The 21,363-nt window shown below is 46.1% G+C and carries 25 protein-coding genes; 17 read left to right on the top strand and 8 right to left on the bottom strand.

Annotated features, from left to right (window positions below; genetic code table 11):
* Nucleotides 1-31 precede the first annotated feature (31 nt).
* Nucleotides 32-589, top strand: a complete 558-nt coding sequence (gene syd, locus ORJ01_RS03420; RefSeq protein WP_306176971.1) for a SecY-interacting protein — start codon at nt 32-34, stop codon at nt 587-589.
* Here syd and ORJ01_RS03415 read toward each other — a convergent pair.
* Together ORJ01_RS03415 and ORJ01_RS03410 are read right to left on the bottom strand one after the other, a co-directional pair.
* Nucleotides 568-1,350, bottom strand: a complete 783-nt coding sequence (locus tag ORJ01_RS03415; RefSeq protein ID WP_226749713.1) for a DUF2310 family Zn-ribbon-containing protein — start codon at nt 1,348-1,350, stop codon at nt 568-570. The two genes, syd and ORJ01_RS03415, sit on opposite strands and share 22 nt — an antisense overlap.
* On the bottom strand, nt 1,337-1,639 hold the full coding sequence (locus tag ORJ01_RS03410; protein WP_226749714.1) for a hypothetical protein: 303 nt from the start codon (nt 1,637-1,639) through the stop codon (nt 1,337-1,339). The genes ORJ01_RS03415 and ORJ01_RS03410 overlap by 14 nt, the downstream gene beginning before the upstream one ends.
* 183 nt (nt 1,640-1,822) lie before the next feature.
* Between ORJ01_RS03410 and ORJ01_RS03405 the strand changes: the two genes are divergently transcribed.
* A complete protein-coding gene (locus ORJ01_RS03405) occupies nt 1,823-2,200 on the top strand; it encodes a DUF3192 domain-containing protein (protein WP_306176970.1) in 378 nt (125 codons plus the stop codon).
* A gap of 7 nt (nt 2,201-2,207) precedes the next feature.
* Here ORJ01_RS03405 and ORJ01_RS03400 read toward each other — a convergent pair whose 3' ends face one another.
* The gene (locus tag ORJ01_RS03400) at nt 2,208-2,450 is read right to left on the bottom strand and encodes a DUF2789 domain-containing protein (RefSeq protein ID WP_306176969.1); all 243 of its coding nucleotides are present in this window, start codon (nt 2,448-2,450) and stop codon (nt 2,208-2,210) included.
* 154 nt (nt 2,451-2,604) lie between these two features.
* Here ORJ01_RS03400 and ORJ01_RS03395 point away from each other — a divergent pair, with 154 nt between their 5' ends.
* The gene (locus ORJ01_RS03395) at nt 2,605-3,255 is read left to right on the top strand and encodes a GNAT family N-acetyltransferase (protein ID WP_306176968.1); all 651 of its coding nucleotides are present in this window, start codon (nt 2,605-2,607) and stop codon (nt 3,253-3,255) included.
* 6 nt (nt 3,256-3,261) lie between these two features.
* Nucleotides 3,262-3,600 (top strand): Mpo1-like protein, encoded by a 339-nt coding sequence (locus tag ORJ01_RS03390; protein ID WP_306176967.1) that lies wholly within the window; start codon nt 3,262-3,264, stop codon nt 3,598-3,600.
* Here the strand turns inward: ORJ01_RS03390 and ORJ01_RS03385 are convergent.
* Nucleotides 3,597-3,893 carry a DUF3301 domain-containing protein gene (locus tag ORJ01_RS03385; RefSeq protein WP_226749719.1) on the bottom strand — a complete coding sequence of 99 codons (297 nt, stop codon included), beginning with the start codon at nt 3,891-3,893 and terminating at the stop codon, nt 3,597-3,599. The genes ORJ01_RS03390 and ORJ01_RS03385 overlap by 4 nt on opposite strands.
* Before the next feature lie 108 nt (nt 3,894-4,001).
* Here ORJ01_RS03385 and ORJ01_RS03380 point away from each other — a divergent pair, with 108 nt between their 5' ends.
* Genes ORJ01_RS03380 through ORJ01_RS03370 form a run of 3 tightly spaced genes read left to right on the top strand, consistent with a single transcriptional unit; the run spans nt 4,002 to nt 5,553 of the window.
* Entirely contained in the window at nt 4,002-4,319 is a 318-nt protein-coding gene (locus tag ORJ01_RS03380) for a YqcC family protein (RefSeq protein ID WP_306176966.1), read from the top strand.
* Nucleotides 4,301-5,134, top strand: a complete 834-nt coding sequence (truC, locus tag ORJ01_RS03375) for a tRNA pseudouridine(65) synthase TruC (RefSeq protein ID WP_306176965.1) — start codon at nt 4,301-4,303, stop codon at nt 5,132-5,134. Before ORJ01_RS03380 ends, truC begins: the two co-directional genes overlap by 19 nt.
* Nucleotides 5,116-5,553: a flavodoxin gene (locus tag ORJ01_RS03370; protein ID WP_306176964.1), complete on the top strand. Its 438-nt coding sequence runs from the start codon at nt 5,116-5,118 to the stop codon at nt 5,551-5,553. Before truC ends, ORJ01_RS03370 begins: the two co-directional genes overlap by 19 nt.
* Here ORJ01_RS03370 and cysZ read toward each other — a convergent pair.
* Complete coding sequence (gene cysZ / locus ORJ01_RS03365) at nt 5,550-6,314, bottom strand: sulfate transporter CysZ (RefSeq protein WP_306176963.1); 765 nt, start codon at nt 6,312-6,314, stop codon at nt 5,550-5,552. The genes ORJ01_RS03370 and cysZ overlap by 4 nt on opposite strands.
* 199 nt (nt 6,315-6,513) lie before the next feature.
* On the opposite strand from cysZ, the gene ORJ01_RS03360 reads away from it, so the two are divergent.
* Nucleotides 6,514-6,723: a hypothetical protein gene (locus ORJ01_RS03360; RefSeq protein ID WP_226749724.1), complete on the top strand. Its 210-nt coding sequence runs from the start codon at nt 6,514-6,516 to the stop codon at nt 6,721-6,723.
* Between the two features lie 59 nt (nt 6,724-6,782).
* Here the strand turns inward: ORJ01_RS03360 and dapD are convergent, their stop codons facing one another.
* Genes dapD through map form a run of 3 tightly spaced genes read right to left on the bottom strand, consistent with a single transcriptional unit; the run spans nt 6,783 to nt 11,051 of the window.
* A complete protein-coding gene (dapD, locus tag ORJ01_RS03355) occupies nt 6,783-7,610 on the bottom strand; it encodes a 2,3,4,5-tetrahydropyridine-2,6-dicarboxylate N-succinyltransferase (protein WP_226749725.1) in 828 nt (275 codons plus the stop codon).
* Between the two features lie 7 nt (nt 7,611-7,617).
* Nucleotides 7,618-10,242: a [protein-PII] uridylyltransferase gene (gene glnD / locus ORJ01_RS03350; protein WP_306176962.1), complete on the bottom strand. Its 2,625-nt coding sequence runs from the start codon at nt 10,240-10,242 to the stop codon at nt 7,618-7,620.
* Nucleotides 10,243-10,262: 20 nt separating this feature from the next.
* Entirely contained in the window at nt 10,263-11,051 is a 789-nt protein-coding gene (gene map / locus ORJ01_RS03345) for a type I methionyl aminopeptidase (protein WP_236128639.1), read from the bottom strand.
* Nucleotides 11,052-11,362: 311 nt separating this feature from the next.
* Here map and rpsB point away from each other — a divergent pair, with 311 nt between their 5' ends.
* From rpsB to bamA, 9 genes are all read left to right on the top strand, one after another.
* On the top strand, nt 11,363-12,091 hold the full coding sequence (rpsB, locus tag ORJ01_RS03340; protein WP_226749728.1) for a 30S ribosomal protein S2: 729 nt from the start codon (nt 11,363-11,365) through the stop codon (nt 12,089-12,091).
* Between the two features lie 108 nt (nt 12,092-12,199).
* Nucleotides 12,200-13,072: a translation elongation factor Ts gene (tsf, locus tag ORJ01_RS03335; protein WP_226749729.1), complete on the top strand. Its 873-nt coding sequence runs from the start codon at nt 12,200-12,202 to the stop codon at nt 13,070-13,072.
* 99 nt (nt 13,073-13,171) lie between these two features.
* Complete coding sequence (pyrH, locus tag ORJ01_RS03330) at nt 13,172-13,912, top strand: UMP kinase (RefSeq protein WP_226749730.1); 741 nt, start codon at nt 13,172-13,174, stop codon at nt 13,910-13,912.
* A gap of 48 nt (nt 13,913-13,960) precedes the next feature.
* Nucleotides 13,961-14,518: a ribosome recycling factor gene (gene frr / locus ORJ01_RS03325; protein WP_306176961.1), complete on the top strand. Its 558-nt coding sequence runs from the start codon at nt 13,961-13,963 to the stop codon at nt 14,516-14,518.
* A 155-nt stretch (nt 14,519-14,673) separates the two neighbouring features.
* Complete coding sequence (gene uppS, locus ORJ01_RS03320) at nt 14,674-15,438, top strand: polyprenyl diphosphate synthase (protein ID WP_226749732.1); 765 nt, start codon at nt 14,674-14,676, stop codon at nt 15,436-15,438.
* 5 nt (nt 15,439-15,443) lie between these two features.
* The gene (locus ORJ01_RS03315; protein ID WP_306176960.1) at nt 15,444-16,304 is read left to right on the top strand and encodes a phosphatidate cytidylyltransferase; all 861 of its coding nucleotides are present in this window, start codon (nt 15,444-15,446) and stop codon (nt 16,302-16,304) included.
* Entirely contained in the window at nt 16,301-17,491 is a 1,191-nt protein-coding gene (gene ispC / locus ORJ01_RS03310) for a 1-deoxy-D-xylulose-5-phosphate reductoisomerase (RefSeq protein ID WP_306176959.1), read from the top strand. The genes ORJ01_RS03315 and ispC overlap by 4 nt, the downstream gene beginning before the upstream one ends.
* Nucleotides 17,491-18,846 carry a sigma E protease regulator RseP gene (gene rseP / locus ORJ01_RS03305; RefSeq protein ID WP_306176958.1) on the top strand — a complete coding sequence of 452 codons (1,356 nt, stop codon included), beginning with the start codon at nt 17,491-17,493 and terminating at the stop codon, nt 18,844-18,846. Before ispC ends, rseP begins: the two co-directional genes overlap by 1 nt.
* Nucleotides 18,847-18,872: 26 nt before the next feature.
* Nucleotides 18,873-21,362, top strand: coding sequence for an outer membrane protein assembly factor BamA (gene bamA / locus ORJ01_RS03300; RefSeq protein WP_306176957.1), 2,490 nt, complete (start codon nt 18,873-18,875; stop codon nt 21,360-21,362).
* Nucleotide 21,363 lies beyond the last annotated feature (1 nt).

Raw genomic sequence — 21,363 nt, 5'->3', positions numbered from 1 at the left:
CATATTATCATAACTGTCCCGAGGAGTAGAGGTGTCTACTGAACAAGCGTTGGCAAAATTTATCGAACACAGTGTCACTTGGCATCAGGCCACGGCGCAGCCGTTAACTGCATGGGCCGATCCGGCTAGCCCTTCTCCTTGCCAACAGCAATGGTTAGCCGAGGATCAGGTCAGTTGGCTACCTGTTGCCCAGCAACCCGTCGCGGATTTTAGCAATATTGAGCAAGCATTAGAGTTAACGCTGCATCCCTCCATTAAAGCTTTTTACAGCTGTTTTTATGCAGCGAATATGGCCGCAGGGCATCCACGTGGCAAGTTAGCTTTACTATTGCCTTGGAATCAAGATGATATTAGCCGTTTGCAAGAAAACATCATTGGTCACATTTTAATGAAGCAACGCTTAAAACAGCGAGCCACGGTATTTTTTGCCGTAACTGATGACGCCAACATTATGTTGTCGGTGTTAAATAGTACCGGCGAGGTATTCTTAGAGCATGTTGGAAAAGAAGTCTCGGAAAAAATTGCCGATGATCTGCCGTCGTTTCTAGCCAGTTTAACTCCTCAAGTTTACGACGCTTGTTTTGACTGACACTCCCATGCGATATTACTGAGTAATTGGCAGTTATCGCATTGAAAATCAAACATCTCGAGTCGTGGCGTCGCCAGACGCCAATCAGCACCACAGCCGGGACAACATTTATTAGCGTCTTGCTGACAATCCGAACTGCTGCCACTGTAAAGGGCATACCAGATCGGCAGCTGATTAAGTCGACTGATCTGCTGTGCCAATTGGCGGCCGCGTCGATTTAATTTGCTATGTAATTGCTGCAGACTGTTTTCGGCGATCTTCGGTAGTACCCGATCTTCTTGTAACTGTATTTCATCTAAGGCCTGATATTGGATCTGCCAGCGGATCAATGCTTCAAAATCGTCTTCTGCTGCGGTTAACCAAAAGAGTGGCACGGGTCGCAAGGTTTCAGCACAACGTAAAGGTGAGCAGGTATCGGCGAAGCTAGTAAATAATATCAGGCTCTTGGGAAGGGTTTCACAGGTTTGCTGTGACATCAAATCAGCGCCAAGTAAGGTGTGTTGGGCATAGCCGAGGCCCGCCTCGGTTAATTGTTGCTCAGCATATCGTACTCTATTACTGTGCCATTTGCTGGTAAGCGCATCTTGGCTGGCCAGTACAACCCGGCTGCTAAACGTATCTTGTTGCCATGCGGTAGGAAACTCTCTGCCTAATACTTGGCCATTAAAGATTAAGGCTTCAATATAAGCACGGATCGCTTGTTCTGCCTGCGTTAAATCGGTATCAGCGATGACCCGAAACCGTAACTCAGCGAGATACATTATTGTTTTCTAACAGGCTGATTAATAAATCGAGTTTCTGTTCAATGCGGTTAAGCTGGCTGCTCATATCTTGCTCGGCATTGATGGGCCGACTAAATGCCAGATCGGCGACCAATGCAGGATCTTCTTCGGCGATCGGCTGCTGACGCCATTGCTGGTATGCTGTAAACAGTTCTGGTGCATTAAGTTGCCCAGTTAGTTTCGCTTTAAACAGCGCTAAGCTGGGCTTTTTGCCCTCTTGACGCAATTGTGCTGCAGCGTGTTGTAATAAACGGATGGCCGTGGTCATAGCGGATCGTCTGGTTCACCAAAAAGTAGTTTAATTTACCACTCCCTTGGCCTTAGCAAAAGCCCTATGTTTTTAAGTTGCTGAAATTAATAATATTTTAAAATTGGTGTCAATTTTGCTTGGTTTGGCGTGTTAAGTATCATACTTTATTGATTACTGGCATTACTTAGAAGGAGAAGATTTATGTCGGGTATGGGCACTAAAATGATTAAAGCCGGTGTAGTGGCGTTTCTGGTGTTGGGGTTAAGTGGTTGTGTCGTGGCTATTGGCAATACGGATGAGCCAAAAAATCAATTGGCTTCAGATAAAGCACAACATGAAAATTTGAAAAAAATTAACCAGTTACAGTTAGGCTTTTCCGTAGCAGAAGTAAAAACTTTACTTGGTGCACCTGATTTCACCGAGGCCTTTCAAAAAAACGGCGAGCAAGTTCAAGTGCTGTTTTATCGCACACAACTTAATCGCCGAGATAATAAAACCACTAAAGATGAATGTACGCCTATTGTATTTCATGGCGATCAACTCAGTGGTTGGGGTGAGAAAGCCTACAATTATTTATAAGTAGCGGTTATTGCGCAGCAACTTGATGTAGTTGCGCATTTAATTGGTCAATCACTTCGCACCATTCTGCATCATTTCGCAGTGCCTCATTAATAAAGCTCGCCTGCGCCTCATTCCAGTAGGGGGCTTTGGCAATGTCGGTGTTTTCGGTTAATTGGTGCGTTTGAATAAAGTCTTCAATCGCTTTAGCACTGTTGGCTAAACCGAGTTGCGCGAATAAATTTTCTAACGAGGTTGCTGTGGTATCCATTTTTTACTCCTGTTTGACGTTAAGAATAGTATTTATTACCGTTTTTGCACGGTGATTTAGCGTGATTAACGATACATCGTCTGTAAAAATCATACTTGGCAACCTAGCATGACACTGCTATTGTGAATAAAAAAACAACAATAGCAGGTGCCGCATGTTAGCTCAGGTAACTAATTTTGAACCCTCTCAATTAACGGCCAGTTTGCTGGGAGGCGAAGATTTAAAACTGGCTGCTTCCGTGTTATATCAGTCTTATCATGATGACCCACTTTTTATGGAGATTTTTCGTGCTGCTGACACGGATTATGAAGCTCGTTTGCGCTCCGCTATTCGCGAAGAACTCAGTACTTTTTGGCAAGCTGGGCAGCCAATCATCGGCTTGTTTAATCAAGAGCAGTTACTGGGTGTAGCCTGTGTAGTCGGGCCAGATTCAGGCATTGGCAGCAGTCGTTTGTGGCATTGGCGTTTAAAAATGCTGTTAACTGCCGGCTTTGTTTCTACCAAACAGCTGTTAAATAAAGAAGAAAAAATTCATGCGGCCATGCCGGCAAAACGCTATCACATGCTGGCTTTTATTGCCGTGGCGCCGAAATATCAGCATGCGGGGTTGGGCCACTATTTAATTGCGGCCGTGGATGGCTTAGTTGATGAAGATCCGTCGTCTGCAGGGATTGGAGTTTTTGTCACGTTAACAAAGTACCACGCTTTTTTTGCGGATGAGCAATATCAAAAAGTCAGTGAGCTTGCTTTTGGCTCAGTCAGTGGCACTTTAATGTTTCGCGCCCGTCAGTCGGTTCAAGGTTAAAACGGTATGGCACGTTTTACCTGTTTTGCCGATTTTTATCCCTATTATTTAAGCGAGCATGCCAATCCGCTATGTCGGGCTTTACATTATATGGGTAGCAGTTTAGTGCTCGTCGTGCTGTTTTGGGCAGTGTTAACACAACAGTGGCTATGGCTGTTCAGTTTACCTGTCATCGGTTATGGCTTTGCTTGGTTGGGCCATTTATTGTTTGAGCATAATAAACCGGCCACGTTTAACTATCCTTTCTATAGTTTGGCAGCCGATTGGGTGATGTATAAAGACTTTTTAACTGGCCAGTTAAGCGGCAAATTACAACACCTAGCCCGGACATCGCCCCCGTCTTAAATACGATGCGCGGGTAAAGTAAAATTTGCCACACGCATGCCGCTTAATAGCAATTCTGCTTGATAGCGGCTCTCACCATCACTGCTAAAGTCAACCTGATAGCTGGTGAGTAAGCGCCAACCTTGCTGCAATTTGCGAAAATGATGGCGATTGCGGCCACACTCTAAAAATTGTAATTGATGCTGTTGACATAATTGGCGCGCTAACACAAAAGCTCGCTCATCTTGTTTACGTTGCATCCAAAACCCATAAATTACGCTGACTAACAGCAGTAGTAACCAAATTGATGTCATTGCTTCTCCTTGTTAGCCACATAATGGCGTTTGCTTCGCGGTTTTACAAGATGCTGCGTTGCAGCGGCAATGTGTTAGAATTGCCGCCTTGTAGCAGAGAGGAACCGTATGAGTCAGCACCTGAGCCTATTGCTAGCCGATATTATGCAAGCACTAAAGCAAGCCGGTCTGTATAGTCGGCAGCCACCTTCGCCGCAGGCGATGGCCAGTTCGATGCCTTTTTGTTGTGATAGCATGCCGCTGGAGCAGTGGTTGCAATTTATTTTAATTCCTCGTCTGCAGGCGATGCTCGCTGCCGGTCAACCGCTACCGAATAAAGTGGCTATTTTACCGATGGCAGAGCAGGTGTATGCCGGGCGAGACGAGAAGATTCAACCGCTGTTAGCGGCGATTACAAGGTTAGATCTGTGTCTGAACAAACCCTAGCGTATGACCTCACCGAAGCTCCCACTTTTGCTGAACCTTTAACGATTTTATACCAAGATGAGTATCTGGTTGCGGTCGATAAACCCAGTGGCATGTTGGTGCATCGTTCTTTTTTAGATAAAGAAATCAGCCGTTATGCACTGCAGGCCGTGCGCGATCAAATTGGTCAACATGTCTATCCGGTGCATCGTCTGGACCGACCCACGTCAGGGGTACTGCTGTTTGCTTTGTCATCTGAGGTGGCACGGTTATTATCAGAGCAAAATCAGCAAGGGCTGTGGCAAAAAGGTTACTTAGCGGTGGTTCGAGGCTATGTGACTGCCTCAGGTGAGTTAGATTATGCTTTAACCGAGCAACTCGATAAAATTGCCGACAAGTTTGCCGCTGCGGATAAAGCCGCACAAGCTGCGCTCAGTCGTTATTCACCGTTACAACGCGTGGAGTTGCCGATCCCAGTTAGTCGTTATACGACCTCGCGTTACACCTTGCTGGCGCTGCAGCCCATCACTGGCCGAAAACATCAATTACGCCGGCATATGGCCCATTTACGCCATCCGATTGTCGGCGATACTAGCCATGGTGATGGTAAACATAATGCGATGTTTCGTGAACAGTTTGCTTGCAACCGTTTATTATTGTGCGCATTCACGTTACGCTTACCCCATCCGATTACCGGACAGCCGTTGTTGCTTGAAGCAGGGCTAAACGAATTAACAACACTTTTTACCCACTTTAATTGGCCGGTAGACTCCGCTTACTATCGCCAGCAGTTTAATTTTTTTCTGGAGACACAAGCATGCAAAAAATCGCCATAATGGTCGGCAGTGTATACGGTGGTGCAGAGTATGTTGCAGAGCAAGCGCTACCGTTACTAACCCACAAGGGTTATCAGGTGCAATGGTTTCAACCAGCAGAATTAAGTGAGGTGTTAGCCTTTGCTGCGGATTGTTGGTTAGTGATCACTTCAACGACTGGCCAGGGTGATATTCCCGATTCGTTGTTCCCTTTTTATATGGCTTGCAAGGATCAGTTTCCGCTATTAACCGGTAAAAAATATGCCGTTATTGCTTTAGGTGACAGCAGTTATGATACTTTTTGTGCGGCTGGCCAGCAGGTTAATGAGCTACTTGTTGAGTTACAAGCCAGTGAGGTGGCGCCGATGTTAGAGATCGACGCCGGTGAAACCTTACAAGCTGAAGATGTTGCATTGCCTTGGTTAGCTGAGCACTTCTAACAATACTTGTTTAACTTCTGGTAACTACGCGCCCCTGGTGCTTGTAATGCCGGATCATAGTGTTCGGCAAAACGCTCACACCACAGTACTGTCGCGCCGCATACCGCGGCCGGCATTACTAATAAGTTCAGTAACGGCACCATGCTAAAGAGTGCTACGGCACTGCCAAAAGATAAGCTGAGGGCTGGCGCTTGTCTTAGTTGACGTCTTAGCTCGGTAAAACTCACCTTGTTGTTATCAAACGGGTAATCGAGATATTGCAGGCTAAAGAACCAGGCGCTGATAAAAAACCACAGAAAGGGGCCCGCCACCGGGATCAATAAACACAGAATAAACAGGATGGTAGCCCGAGGTAATAGATAACACAGTTTTTGCCATTCTCGCGCCAGTAAACGCGGCGCGTCATGCAGGAATTGTCGCATACTCACTTCGGGGATCGCTTTGCCACTGAGTAGCGCGGCGGTTTTTTCACTGAGTAAGCCATTAAAGGGCGCGGCAATAAAATTAGCGACCATCGTAAAGCTATAGGCAAAACTGAGCAGTAATGACATCACCCCCAGCGGGATCAATAAATACTCTAACCAATGCAGCCATTGCGGAAGCCATTGCTGAATATGCACAATAAACGACTGTAGCAGTTGCCACATCCAATAAAACGCCATAAAGAACAGCACTAAATTAATCAGCAAGGGTATTAACACAAAACGTTTTAAGCCTTTTTGCCCCAGCAAGCGCAGCCCTTTAAAAAAGTAAAACATCATGTCCTCCGAATACTGGCTGTTTAAACTAGTATACCGACTTCGTACCAGAAAACCCTGCATAGACTGTGACAAAACGTAACAAAATCTCGCCATTTGCTGTTGAGGTTTTTAACCGTCTTTTGCTGGAGTCACTGCAGCCATAGCGCGCATTGTGTTAAGATGTGACCGATTTCAATAAGCTAATAAGCAGAGGTATGAAATGTCCGTGTGGTTAGTAGAGCTAGGTTCAGCAGTGGAGTTTGCAGTAACATTGTTATTACTGATAACCGCGCTAGTATGTCTGGTATCGGCTATCGTTGTGCCAGCCAATAAAGATGCAGAGTTACGCTTTGAGAAACGTTTAGAATATACGGTATTTGCCATTGGCGCTGCGGTGTTGTGGGCATTATTTATGTTTGCACCACGCTAATGCAAAGCAACACACCTTGCTATTTTAGCAGCAAGGTGTGAACTTATCAGTATTCAGGTTTATTCTTCAATACTACGCAATAGCGCGTTAATGCCAACCTTAGCACGAGTTTGCGCATCAACCTTTTTCACGATGATCGCAGCATATAAGCTGTGACTGCCATCTTTAGAAGGAATGGTGCCTGGCACGACAACTGCGCCGGCCGGTACGCGACCATAGCTAATTTGCCCCGTTTCACGATCATAAATACGGGTGCTTTGGCTAATATAGACGCCCATTGAGAGCACTGCGCCTTCTTCAACGATAACGCCTTCAACCACTTCAGAACGTGCGCCGATAAAGCAATTATCTTCGATAATCGTTGGGTTTGCTTGCAGCGGCTCTAACACACCACCAATGCCAACGCCGCCTGATAAATGCACGTTTTTACCAATTTGCGCACAGCTACCGACGGTGGCCCATGTGTCCACCATTGAACCTTCGCCCACATAAGCGCCAATATTGACGTAAGACGGCATCACCACCACGTTTTTACCAATATAGCTACCGCGACGCACGGCAGCAGGCGGTACAATTCGCACGCCATCGGCACGGAATTGCGCGTCAGTGTAGTTAGCATATTTCATCGGCACTTTATCAAAAAAACGGTTTTCGGCGCCATCCATCACTTCGTTATCGTTGATCCGAAACGATAACAGAACAGCTTTTTTCAGCCATTGATGTACTACCCATTCACCGGCAATTTTTTCTGCGACACGGGCGCTACCGTTATCCAGCATGCTTAACACTTGCTCGACAGCCTGTTTTAATTCGGCGGTCACGGTTTTTGGGGTAATGTCAGCACGTTGTTCAAACGCCGTTTCGATAAGGTTTTTTAAGTCAGACATTCGTCATTTAGCCTTCTGTTTGCTGCGAGAGTTGCGAGATTAACACCCGTCTTAACTGGCTTTGTTGCTCAGTTGTCAGCGCGTCATCCTCTGCGTTAGAAATTAAGAAAAAGTCTTCGGCGCGCTCGCCGATGGTGGTGATTTTTGCCGCGTGAATATTCACACCGCACTGTTGAAACACTTGGCCTAGATCAGACAATAAACCCGGCGTATCCAATGCAGCAATTTCTAGCATGGTACGATGGCGGGTATTGCCTGGTAAAAATACCACTTTCGGTGGCACGGTAAATTGGCGCATTTGCCGTGAGAGTTTTGGTTTTTGTCGCGACAAATCAGGCTTGCCAAGAATATATTGCTCAAGAGCTTTCTTGATACTTTGCTGGCGCGAGGGGGAGTTCACGGTTTCACCGTTTTGCTCTAAAATCACAAAAGTATCCATCGCATAACCGTCTTTGTTGGTCATGATTTGCGCGTCGAAAATGTTCACCTTTTTACTGTCTAGCGCGGCGACCATTTTCGCAAATAAACCGGGTTGATCTTTTGTGTAAACAAACACTTGGGTGCCGCCTTTGATTGGTGCTTTACTCACCAGTACTAAAGGTTCATTCGGTGTTTTATGCTTTAAAATGTGTTCGGTATGCCAGACAATTTGTTTTGGGCTGTAGCGCGCAAAATAATCTGCTTTGATGCGACTCCATAACTGCAACACTTCACTTTCAATAAAGGTTTGCCGTAATAGCATGGGCAGGGCTTCGCTTTGGTTTTCCCGGATCAGATCGCGTAAATCCATCGGTTTTTCTAAACCACGACGAAATGCTTTTTGTGTGGCTAAAAACAATTCACGCAGCAGTGAGCCTTTCCAATCATTCCACAAGGTATCATTGGTGGCGCGAATATCGGCCAGCGTTAAACAATACAAATAGTTTAAACGCGTTTCATCACGCACCTTGGCGGCAAATTCGGCCACAACTTCAGGGTCGTGAATATCGCGGCGTTGTGCGGTTACCGACATGAGTAAGTGGTTTTCCACTAACCAAGCAATTAGCTTACTGTCGAATTCACTCAGTTTGTGCAACTTGGCAAATTCCCGTGCATCCATACCGCCTAATTCAGAATGATCACCGCCACGGCCTTTGGCAATATCATGGAAAATGCCGGCGAGGTATAACAGCTCTGGCTTTTCCATTTTTTTGACAATAGCCGTGCACAGTGGAAACTCACTTTCATGCTCAGCAAGGCTGTATTTGTACAAATTTTTTAATAAGCGGTGGGTATGCTCGTCTACGGTATAGGCGTGAAACAAATCAAATTGCATTTGGCCTTCGATATTGCGCCACTGCGGTAAATAGGCCGCTAAAATGCCATAACGGTGCATCAAGGTCACCGCTAAATCCATACCGCGCGGGTGGCGCAGTAGGGTCAGAAACAGTTGGCGACAGGCTTCATAATCTTGTAAGTCACCCATTAAGCGCCGCCGGACTTGGCGAATTAAGCGAATAGTGGTCGAGTGCACGCCAGTGATATTGGAGTTATTGGCGATATGCCAGAACAGCCGCAATAAATTATCGCGCCGGGCAAACACCGCGCTGTCGCGCGCTTTAATTAAATGACCTTGCAACTCAAAATAATCATCTAACTGACTGACCTTGAGTTTTTGTTGCGAATTAAGAATGCTGCCTTCAAAGTGTTGCAACAACATTTCGTTTAGTTCACTGACGCGTTGAACTGTCCGAAAAAACCGCTTCATCATTCGTTCTACTGAGGCTTTACCATCCGAGCCAAAACCTAAGCGTTCAGCCGCGGCGGGTTGATAGTCGAACAAAATACGGTTTTCGTTACGGCCCGCTTCTAAATGCAAAGAGAAGCGCATCTGCCATAAATAGGCTTCACATTCGATCAGCTCTTGGTATTCATCTTCAGTAAGATATTGATAAGCCACTAACTCGCGCATCGTGCGGGTATTAAAATGGCGTTTGGCTACCCAACCGATGGTTTGAATATCACGCAAACCACCCGGGTTAGCTTTTAAATTCGGTTCAAGGTTGTATGCCGTGCCGTGATACTGGGCATGGCGCTGTTGTTGTTCATGGCGTTTAGCCTGAAAAAACGCTTGGCTGGTCCAAAAACTATCGGCATTGACCGCGGTTTGTAATTCTTGAAACAGGGTTTTATTGCCGGTGAGTAAGCGCATCTCCAAAAGATTGGTGGCGATGGTAATATCGTCTTTACCTAGGCTTAAGGTTTCTTTGTAGGTACGAACACTGTGGCCGACTTCTAAGCGTAAATCCCACAGCATGGTAATAAAACGGGCGATAGCCTCTTGTTGATTGCTATCGGGGCGTTTATCAACCAGTAATAATAAGTCAACATCAGAGTAGGGGTGTAACTCACCGCGACCATACCCCCCCACGGCGATTAAACTGATGGCTTTATCTTTAGCCAGCCCGCAATGTTGCCAGAGCTCAAGTAGTACTTCATCAATAAAACTCGCACGGCTTTTTACCAGGATATTAATGGGCTGACTATGAAAAGCCCGTGCCTGAAACTCTTGAAATTCTGCAAAGTGCTTTTTGTAAGCGTCTAGTGAATAGTGCTCGGGCAGCGCGCGGTTAAAACTAAGAGCCTGGGTCACATTAATCTCCTGTTAGGCGGTTATTCCGCGGTGACGATCCGTTCAAAGGTTTCATCTTTACGCAGGGTCAGGATTTCACAGCCGGTGTCGGTCACTAAAATCGTGTGTTCAAACTGTGCCGATAAACTGCGATCTTTGGTTACTACCGTCCAGCCATCGGCCAGCAATTTACTGTGGCGGCCACCGGCGTTGACCATGGGTTCAATGGTCAAGCACATGCCACTTTTTAATACTTCACCTGTGCCTGGGCGACCGTAATGCAAAACTTGCGGATCTTCATGGAACACGGCGCCAATGCCATGGCCACAGTATTCTCTAACAATGCTGTAACTGAATTTTTCGGCGTGTTGTTGAATAGCATGGCCAATATCACCCAAGCGCACGCCATCTTTCACTTTTTTAATACCTAAGTACATGGCCTCTTGTGTCACTTTAATCAGGCGCTCAGCCATGATGCTTGGCTTGCCAATAACGAACATTTTAGAGGTGTCACCGTGATAACCATCTTTAATCACGGTAATATCGATATTAATGATATCGCCTTCTTTTAACGCTTTATCATTTGGAATGCCGTGACAAATCACCTGATTGACCGAGGTGCAAATTGACTTAGGAAAACCGTGATAATTCAGTGGAGCAGGAATGGCCTGTTGCTCGTTCACAATATAATTATGACAAATCGTGTTCAGTTCATCAGTAGTAATACCCGCGACAACATGCGGCTCAATCATCTCCAGCACTTCGGCAGCAAGTCGGCCTGCAATGCGCATTTTTTCGATTTCTGCTGGGGTTTTAATAGGTGCTGTCATGCCTGCTCTCTCTGATACATCTGTTGAAAGGATAATGCTGTTAATTTACACATTTCATTGTGTTTGCAAGCTGCCTATGGTATAAAGCGCGCCGCAATTTAGCAAATTGCATTGTACCCTAACTTAAGGCTCGTGTGCTGTAGCTTTACAGAATTTCTGGCAATAAGTTAGACAGTTCAGTGCTTAAGCAGATTGCACTAACCTTAATTAAATAACACACATGCATCGACACATATTCCGGGGTGCTTAGCGAAAGCTGAGTCGGCATATGGGATGCATGGAGGCCTAACCCCTTAACAGGAATTAATATCATGGCAAAAGTTTCTATGCGCGACATGCTCCAGGCGGGCGTTCACTTCGGTCACCAAACTCGTTACTGGAACCCAAAAATGAAGCCATTCATTTTCGGTGCTCGTAACCGTGTTCATATCATCAACTTAGAACAAACTGTTCCGATGATGAATGACGCTTTGGCGTTCATCCAGCAAGTTTCTGCGAAAAAAGGCAAAATCTTATTCGTAGGTACTAAGCGCGCAGCCTCAGAAGCAATCAAAGAATCTGCAGCAAATGTTGACCAGTTCTACGTAAATCACCGTTGGTTAGGTGGTATGTTAACTAACTGGAAAACAGTGCGTCAGTCTATCAAGCGTCTGAAAGATCTTGAATCGCAAAGCCAAGACGGTACTTTCGACAAGCTGACTAAAAAAGAAGCTTTAGACCGTACTCGTGAAATGGACAAGCTGGAAAAGAGCTTAGGCGGTATTAAAGATATGGGCGGCTTGCCAGACGTGCTGTTCGTTATCGACGCTGACCACGAACATATCGCGATCAAAGAAGCCAATAACCTAGGTATCCCGGTAGTAGCTATTGTAGATACTAACTCAGATCCTAAAGGTGTTGATTACGTAATCCCTGGTAACGACGATGCTATCCGCGCAATCCAGTTATATCTGGGCGCTGTTAGCCAGGCGATTCAGGAAGGTCGTGACAAAAACATCGAAGTGCAAGCTGAAGCTGAAGCCTTCGTTGAAGCAGAATAATTTTTCTGATTTGGGCTGGCTGTAATACCGCGAGCCCTTTGACAGAATCACTTTGCAACAGGGGCATTTTGCCCCTGTTTGTCTGAACTAAATTACGAGGATGCTTTTATGGCTGTAACTGCCGCTTTAGTAAAAGAACTGCGCGAGCGCACTGGCGCTGGCATGATGGATTGTAAAAAAGCTTTAGAAGAAACCGGTGGTGACATCGAAGCCGCGATCGACGCGATGCGTAAAAGTGGTTTAGCGAAAGCTGCGAAAAAAGCCGGCCGTATTGCTGCTGAAGGTGTGATCATCACGCGCGTAGCTAACGGTGTAGGTATTGCTATCGAGTTTAACTGTGAAACTGATTTCGTGGCACGTGATGCCAGTTTCTTAGCGTTCGCAAACAGCGTTGCTGATTTAGCGCAAGCACAAAAACTTTACACAGTTGAAGCATTATTAGCGGCTGACTTAAACGGTGCTTCTGTTGATGATACGCGTGCTACACTGGTTGCTAAAATCGGTGAAAACATGAACGTACGTCGCGTAGCCGTAGTTGAAGGCGCGGTAATCGGTCAATACATCCACTCTGGTCGTATTGGTGTATTAGCCGTGTTAGAAGGCGGTAACGAAGATATCGCTAAAGACGTGGCTATGCATGTTGCTGCCAACAACCCAGGTTATGTTAACCCGGAAGACGTTTCAGCTGAAGAAGTTGAGCGTGAGCGTCAAATTCAAATCGAAATCGCGGTTAACTCTGGTAAGCCACAAGAAATCGCTGAGAAGATGGTTGCCGGCCGTATGGCTAAATTCACTGGCGAAGTGAGTTTAACAGGTCAGCCGTTCGTTAAAGATCCGTCAATCTCTACTGGCGAATTCTTAAAGCAAAACGGTGCTAAGGCCATCTCTTTCATTCGCTTAGAAGTAGGCGAAGGTATTGAGAAGAAAGAAGAAGACTTCGCAGCTGAAGTTGCAGCACAGATTGCTGCTGCTAAAAAGTAATTTGCGCTTTAGCAATTTGCTGAAAACAGCTAAAATAACCGCGACCTGAGTCGCGGTTTTTTTTTGCCTGACTAATTCTAATAGCATAATGGGGAAATTATGAGCATTAATCCGAAACCAACCTACCGTCGCATCCTTTTAAAACTGAGCGGTGAAGCCTTAATGGGAGACGAAGGCTTTGGTATTGATCCCAAAGTGCTAGATCGCATGGCGCAAGAAATTAAAGAACTCGTTGAACTCGGTGTACAAGTCGGTATTGTGATTGGTGGCGGAAATATCTTCCGTGGTGAGGGCTTGGCTAAAGCAGGGATGAACCGGGTGGTCGGCGATCACATGGGGATGTTAGCCACGGTAATGAATGGCTTAGCTATGCGTGATGCTTTACACCGTGCTTATGTTAATGCTCGCATGATGAGTGCAATTCCGTTAAACGGGGTGTGTGATAACTACAGCTGGGCAGAAGCCATTAGCTTACTAAAATCAGGCCGTGTGGTGATTTTCTCGGCCGGTACGGGTAACCCATTTTTTACTACTGACTCTGCCGCCTGTTTACGCGGTATTGAAATTGAAGCCGACGCTGTATTAAAAGCCACGAAGGTCGACGGGGTGTATTCAGCTGACCCAGTAAAAGATCCGGCTGCTACCTTGTATAGCAAATTAACCTATAATGAAATTCTCGACAAAGAATTAAAAGTCATGGATTTAGCCGCTTTTACTCTGGCGCGCGATCACAACTTACAAATTCGTGTGTTCAATATGAACAAGCCCGGCGCACTTAAACGCGTGATTATGGGTGACGATGAAGGCACAATCATCGACCACGCGGAAAATTTACAGTAAACTAAACGACTGCGTTACTGCTGCATAAATAAAAAAAGGATAACGATCGTGATTAACGACATTATTGCTGATGCTCAAGTCCGGATGGATAAAAGCGTTGATGCTCTGAAAACTCAACTAAGTAAAGTGCGTACAGGCCGTGCGCATCCTGGTCTGCTAGACGGCATTCAGGTTTCTTATTACGGCGCAGATACGCCGTTACGTCAGCTGGCAAACGTGTCTATTGAAGACTCGCGTACCTTAGCCATTACCGTGTTCGACAAAAGCCTGACACCGGCGGTAGAGAAAGCCATCATGGCCTCTAACCTGGGTTTAAATCCAATGTCTACAGGCACCGTAATCCGTGTGCCGTTACCTGCATTAACGGAAGAGCGCCGTCGCGACTTAGTTAAACTGGTACGCTGTGAAGCTGAAGCCGGTCGAGTGGCCATTCGTAATATTCGTCGTGATGCGAATTCTGATTTTAAATCGCTATTAAAAGATAAAGAAATCAGTGAAGATGATGAGCGTAGAGCGGCAGATGAGATCCAAAAAGTTACTGATCTGTTCGTGAAAAAAGTGGACGAAGTGTTAGCAGAAAAAGAAAAGGAACTGATGGAAGTCTGATTTCAGACCTTTCATTTGTTGCTGTTTTTAGTATGAAATAGTATGAAGAAAGCGCCGTGTCAGTCTAACTTCGCGGCGCTTTTTTGTTTAACCCAATAAAATGTGGCGTGCAACGGCAGCGTTGGCACATAAGAACAACAATAACAGGTTAACTGATGACTGCAGTTTCACAGCTTAAACAACAAGCGTTGCCGCAGCATGTGGCAATTATCATGGATGGTAACGGACGCTGGGCAGAGCGTCAGAGCAAGCCCCGCGTTTGGGGGCATAAAAAAGGCGTTGAAGCGGTTCGCCGTAGTGTCAGTTTTTGTCGTGAATTAGGCATTCCTTCTTTAACGCTGTTCGCTTTTAGCAGTGAAAACTGGCGGCGACCCGAAGAAGAAGTCAGTACGCTGATGCAACTTTTTATGCTGGTGTTACAAAAAGAAGTAAAATCTCTGCATAAAAATAATATTCGCCTGAAAATTATTGGCGATTTATCTGCATTTAGCGATAAGCTGGTACAAAATATAAAAAAAGCAGAAGCTCTTACCGCCGCTAATACTGCGATGACGCTGAATATCGCAGCAAATTACGGTGGTCGTTGGGATATCGTTGCTGCAAGCCGGCAACTGGCTGAACAGGTACAGCAGGGAAAATTAACCCCCGCTGAGATTACCGAACAGTTAATGGCTCGCGAAATACAAATGGCCGATCAGCCAGAGTTGGATTTATTAATTAGAACCGGTGGCGATTTACGCATCAGCAACTTTTTATTATGGCAAGCTGCCTATGCTGAGTTATGGTTTACTGAAACCCTCTGGCCTGATTTTGACCAACAAGTATTTTCTGAAGCGATAGCTACCTTTATTAACAGAGAGCGACGTTTTGGTTGTACGGGTGCCCAGATCCGAGAGCTTGCTGCTGAAAATAAAGGATAATCATATTGTTTAAGCAACGCGTGATCACCGCATTAATCCTTGCGCCTTTGGCGCTGGTCGCGGTTTTTTATTTACCTTTGGTCGGCTTTGCCGCGGTGTTATCTGCGGCGTTTTTACTGGGCGCATGGGAATGGAGCGGCTTTTGTGGTTTAGCCGCTCGGCGTATTAGAGCCAGTTATGTCATCTTAACTGCGCTTATTATGTTGTGCTGGTATACCCTAGTGTCATTTAGCGAGCCATTGAGTAGTAATCTACTGTTATTCAGTTTGTTATTGCTCGGCGCAGCCTGGTGGACGCTGGCTATCGTCTTAGTGTTAACCTTCCCAAACAGTCAAACCTTGTGGGCCACCAGTGGCGTTAGACGCGCACTGATGGGCTGGTTCACACTGTTACCCGCTTGGGCGGCTTTAATTTTCATTCGCGGCATGCATTATGATGAAACACCCTTTTACGGTGCATGGCTAATTTGTTGTTTACTTGGCTTAGTGTGGGCCGCGGATATTGGTGGCTATTTGGTCGGAAAGCCATTTGGTCGCACCAAATTACTGCCCAAAGTGAGCCCAGGGAAAACGTTGGAAGGCATGCTCGGTGGTTTAGTTTTTGTCTTATTGATGGTCACTGCGCTGTTAGCGTGGCTGGAGAAAACCGATCACAGCCTGTACTGGTATGTTGCTGCCGTGTTACTTACCGTGTTATCGGTGTTCGGTGATTTAAGCGAGAGTATGTTTAAACGTGTAGCGGGCAAAAAAGACAGCGGGGCTTTCTTACCCGGGCACGGTGGTATCTTAGATCGTATTGATAGCTTAACGGCGACCGCACCGGTGTTTGCACTGATGTTGGCCTTTTTAGGTAAACAGTTTTTATGAAGCAAGTGGTTATTCTGGGGGCAACAGGGTCGATTGGTTGCAGTACCTTATCGGTATTAGCTGAGCATCCCGAGCAATTCCAGGTATTAGCATTAACGGCTGCCACTGGTGTCGACAAATTATTGCAACAATGTTTGGCGGTGAGACCGCGTTTTGCTGCGATGCAAGACAGCGTTGCGGCTGCAGAGCTGGCTACAAAGTTAAAAGTAGCGGGCTTATCGACTGAGGTCTTAAGCGGCGAAGCTGGCTTAGTGGCATTAGCCGGGCATCCAGACGCTGATATCGTCATGGCAGCGATTGTCGGTGCTGCGGGTTTACTACCAACCTTGGCTGCAGTCGAGCAAGGTAAAACGGTGCTTTTAGCCAACAAAGAAGCCCTAGTGATGACCGGTGAGTTGTTTATGCAAAAGGTGGCCGCCCATGGGGCCACCTTATTGCCGATAGACAGCGAACATAATGCGATTTTTCAATGTCTGCCGTTAGCTTTCCAGCAAAATACCCAGCAAGCCACCTTGCAGCAGTTTGGTATTTCTCGTTTATTACTGACGGGCAGTGGCGGGCCTTTTCTGACTCGTCCGTTAGACACTTTTGGGCAGATTACAGTGGCTGAGGCGGTTGCCCATCCTAATTGGAGCATGGGGCAAAAAATCTCAGTCGACAGTGCAACCATGATGAATAAAGGCTTAGAGCTCATCGAGGCGCGCTGGCTGTTTAATTGTCAGGCCGCGGATATTCAAGTGGTGATTCATCCGCAAAGTATCATTCATTCGATGGTGCAATATACCGACGGTTCCGTGCTGGCACAGCTGGGTCAACCCGACATGCGCACGCCGATTGCACATGCTTTGGCATTTCCATCGCGGATCAGTAGTCCAGTTCCACCCTTAGATTTCTTTAGCTTACAGTCATTTACCTTTGAGCAAGCCGATGCTGCACGCTATCCAAACCTGTATTTAGCGATGGATGCTTGCACCGCAGGTCAGGGGGCAACCACAGCACTGAATGCAGCTAATGAGGTGGCTGTGGCGGCTTTTCTTGCCGGAAAATTAAGCTTTAACGGTATCCATCAGATTAATGCTTCATGCCTCAATCGCTTCCTAACCTATCAAGCGCACGCGCTGGATGATATATTGGCGCTCGATACCGAAACACGAGCCTATGCTCGGCAGTTGTTGGAGAGGGGTTAATGTCGGCTTTTTTGTTGAATGCGCTGAGTTTTGTGGTCGCGCTAGGTATTTTAGTCACCGTTCACGAATTTGGTCATTTTTGGCTGGCACGTAAAAATGGCGTGCTGGTAAAGCGTTTTTCTATTGGCTTTGGCAAAAGCTTAGTGCGTTGGCGTGATCGTCAAGGTACTGAATTTGTTATCGCTGCAATTCCGCTTGGCGGCTATGTGCAAATGCTCGATGAGCGAGTCGATCCTGTTTTGCCACAATTTAAAGATCTCGCCTTTAATCATAAAACGGTTTGGCAGCGCATCTCTATTGTGGTCGCGGGCCCAGCTGCCAACTTTATCTTTGCCATTTTCTTGCTGTGGGTGATGTATCTTATTGGTGTGCCGGAAGTCAAACCGGTGATCGCGCAAGCCCAACCGCAATCTATCGCGGCACTGGCCGGGGTGCAGCAAAATGAACAATTACTGGCCGTTAATGGTCGACCCTCACGCGATGTACGCACAGCAAACTTACTGTTAGTCGAACAATTGGGTCGTTCTGAAATTCGTTTAACCTTAGAACATACAGAAACGGCTCGACAGCGTGAAGTTGTGCTCGACACACGCGATTGGCAATTTGACCCTGAGCGTGATTCTGTTTTCCAAAGTTTAGGTTTGTCGTTATTGCTGCCTCAGGCCACCACTACCTTGGCGATGATCTCCCCAGGCTCTGCTGCCGACGCTGCGGGTTTACAAGCGGGCGATATCATTTTGGCTATTGATGGCCAGCCCATTAGTGCCTGGAGCGAAGTGGAGCAGGCGATAAAAAATCAACCTGAGCAAACTTTGCGTTTTATGCTGCTGCGAGATAATCAGCAACTGACACTCGACGCAACGCCAGCATTAACACAAGATAGCGCGGGTTTTAGTTTAGGGGTGTTGGGCGTAGTACCTGCCGTGTCACCTTGGCCTGAGGGCCTGCGTTATACCCAACGCTATGGGGTGTTTGCGGCGATGGCTGAAGGGTTAAATCAAACCTGGCAGTTAACGCGGCTCAGTTTTGCCATGGTTGGCAAATTATTAACCGGCGATGTGTCGGTAAAACATTTGAGTGGTCCCATTTCGATTGCACAAGGTGCAGGAAGCTCCGCCAGTATTGGCCTGATCGCGTTTTTGTCTTTTATGGCATTGATCAGTGTTAATCTGGGCGTAATCAATTTATTGCCCTTACCTATTTTGGATGGAGGCCATTTAATGTATCTTGTGGTGGAACTAATACGCGGTAAACCTGTCTCTCAGAGAGCGCAGGATATAGGTTTTCGCTTCGGTGCTTTAGTCCTGCTAATGTTAATGGGAATTGCGCTGCTCAACGATATTTCTCGTTTGTAATAAACTAATCATAAGTAGTTCAAATAATGACAATTAAACGATTAGTAGCTGCGATCTTGCTTGCTACAGGCAGCAACTCGGTGCTTGCTGAAGAATCTTTTACCGTACAGGATATTCAGGTCGAAGGCCTGCAACGTGTTGCACTGGGTGCGGCACTTAATAACCTGCCTTTCAACATTGGTGATACCGTGACAGACTTTGCTTTGTCGCGCAGTATCCGCACGCTATATAGCGCCGGTCACTTCGATGATATTCGGGTATACCGTGATGGTAACACCGTTATATATCGGCTGCGCGAGCGTCCAACCATCAATAATATCGAGTTCAAAGGCAACAAAGATATTAAAGAAGAGCAGCTAAACGAAAGTCTTGCTGGCAATCGGATCCAAGTGGGAGAGCCGCTTGATAAAACGATCCTCAAAAATATTGAAAACGGCTTAACTGAGTTTTACCACGGTGTGGGTAAATATCAGGCTAAGGTTGAAGTCAAAGTCACCTACCTGCCGCGTAACCGCGTCAATCTTGAATTTGCCTTTGAAGAAGGCGATGCCGCTTCTGTGCGTCAAATCAACATCGTCGGTAACCAAATCTTCCCGAATGAAGAATTGCTTAACGTTGTTGAATCAAAACAAGATATGCCTTGGTGGCGTTTTTGGACTTCGGACCGCTACCAAAAGCAAACGCTGCAAGGTGACTTTGAAAAGATCAACAGTTACTACCTTGACCGCGGCTACCTGCGCTTTAATATCGACTCTTCACAGGTGGCAGTTAGCCCAGATAAAACCGCTGTTTATGTCACCATGAACGTAACAGAAGGCGAGCAATACAACATTAGCGAAATTAATTTTGTTGGTGATTTGATTGGGCAAGACGAGGTCATTAACGCTATTTTACCTTTGCAAAAAGGCCAGCTGTATAACGGCGCTTTAGTCACCTTCACCGAAGAAAGCATTGCTCGCTTCTTAGCACGCTTTGGTTATGCTAACTCGAAAGTTCGCACTATTCCAACCATTGATGATGACAAAAAAGAAGTGGCGTTAACCATCAGTGTCGATCCGGGTAAACGCGTTTACGTGCGCCGTATTGATATTAAAGGCAATGCCAGCACCAAAGACGAAGTTATTCGTCGCGAATTACGGCAAATGGAAGGCGCTTGGCTATCTAACGACTCGTTAGAGTTGTCAAAAGAGCGTTTACAACGTCTGATGTACATTGAAAAAGTCGACTTTGCCACCTCACCGGTGCCAGGTGTTGATGATCTAGTGGACATTGGTTTTACTATCAAAGAGCAACCATCAGGCAGTTTCAATGCGGGTGTGTCTTATGGTAGCTTCCAAGGTCTGTCGTTCCAGATTGGTGTGGAACAAAACAACTTTTTAGGCTCGGGTAACTCAGCCGGTATTAATCTTAATACCAACAAATACCAAAAGAGCGTGACGCTGAGCTATACCGATCCTTACTATACCTTGGATGGCATCAGCTTAGGCGGTCAGGTATTTTATTCAGATCTCGATTACAGCGGCACCTCATCTAACCTTGAAGCCTACAACCGCAGAAGTTATGGCGTCGGCGCTAACGTCGGTTATCCGATTAACGAGCGTAACCGCTTAAACTTCGGTGCCAATGTTTCAGTCAACAAGATCAACCAAATAAACGAATATGACCAGTTACGTCATTTCCGCGCGGTATTGTTAGATGCGTCTAATCCAGACGGTGGTTATGATTTCACTAACTTTGAATTAAGTACATCGTGGATGCATAGTACGTTAAACCGGGGTTTGTTCCCTACCGCAGGTAGGATGATGAACTTATCCTTGCGCGCCACTACGCCTAATTCTGATTTGCAGTACTTTAAAACTAACTTTGAAGCGCAGCAGTATGTGCCACTGAGTAATGATCATCAGTGGTCATTCCGTGCCAAGTTCGAACTAGGTTATGGTAATGGTTACGGTGATAAAGATGGTTACGATTACACCTTACCCTTTACCGAAAACTTTTACGGTGGTGGTACTAACCTGCGGGGTTTCGAAAACCGTATTATCGGACCTCATGCTATCTTCCGTTCAACCAGTTCAGTACCGGGCGTACCTGATCCAATAGGCGGTAGTATTGCCTTCCCTGGTGATATCAGTAATGACTCTTATCAGGTGTCGCAGCGCTCGATTGGTGGTAATGCCATGGCGATGTTGACGCTGGAATTAATTACTCCCACACCATTTTTAAAAGAAGAAAATCGTAATTCAGTGCGCACCAGTATATTTGTTGATGCAGGTAACGTCTGGGACACAGAATTTGATATTAATCGTTATGCCAATTTGGTACAGTTGATCGCGAGTGATCGTGATCCTGCACTCATCGATTATTCTGATCCTAGCTTGATAAGAGCAACAGCAGGTATATCGGTACAATGGATTTCACCTATGGGGCCTTTGACCTTTAGTTTGGCGAAAATCATTAAGAAATACGACGGTGATTTACAAGAAAACTTTAGTTTCAATATTGGTACAACTTTCTAGA

This window comes from Alishewanella sp. SMS8 (genome assembly GCF_030737935.1).
GTDB lineage: Bacteria > Pseudomonadota > Gammaproteobacteria > Enterobacterales > Alteromonadaceae > Alishewanella > Alishewanella maricola.
This window is presented reverse-complemented; position numbering and strand designations above follow the sequence as displayed.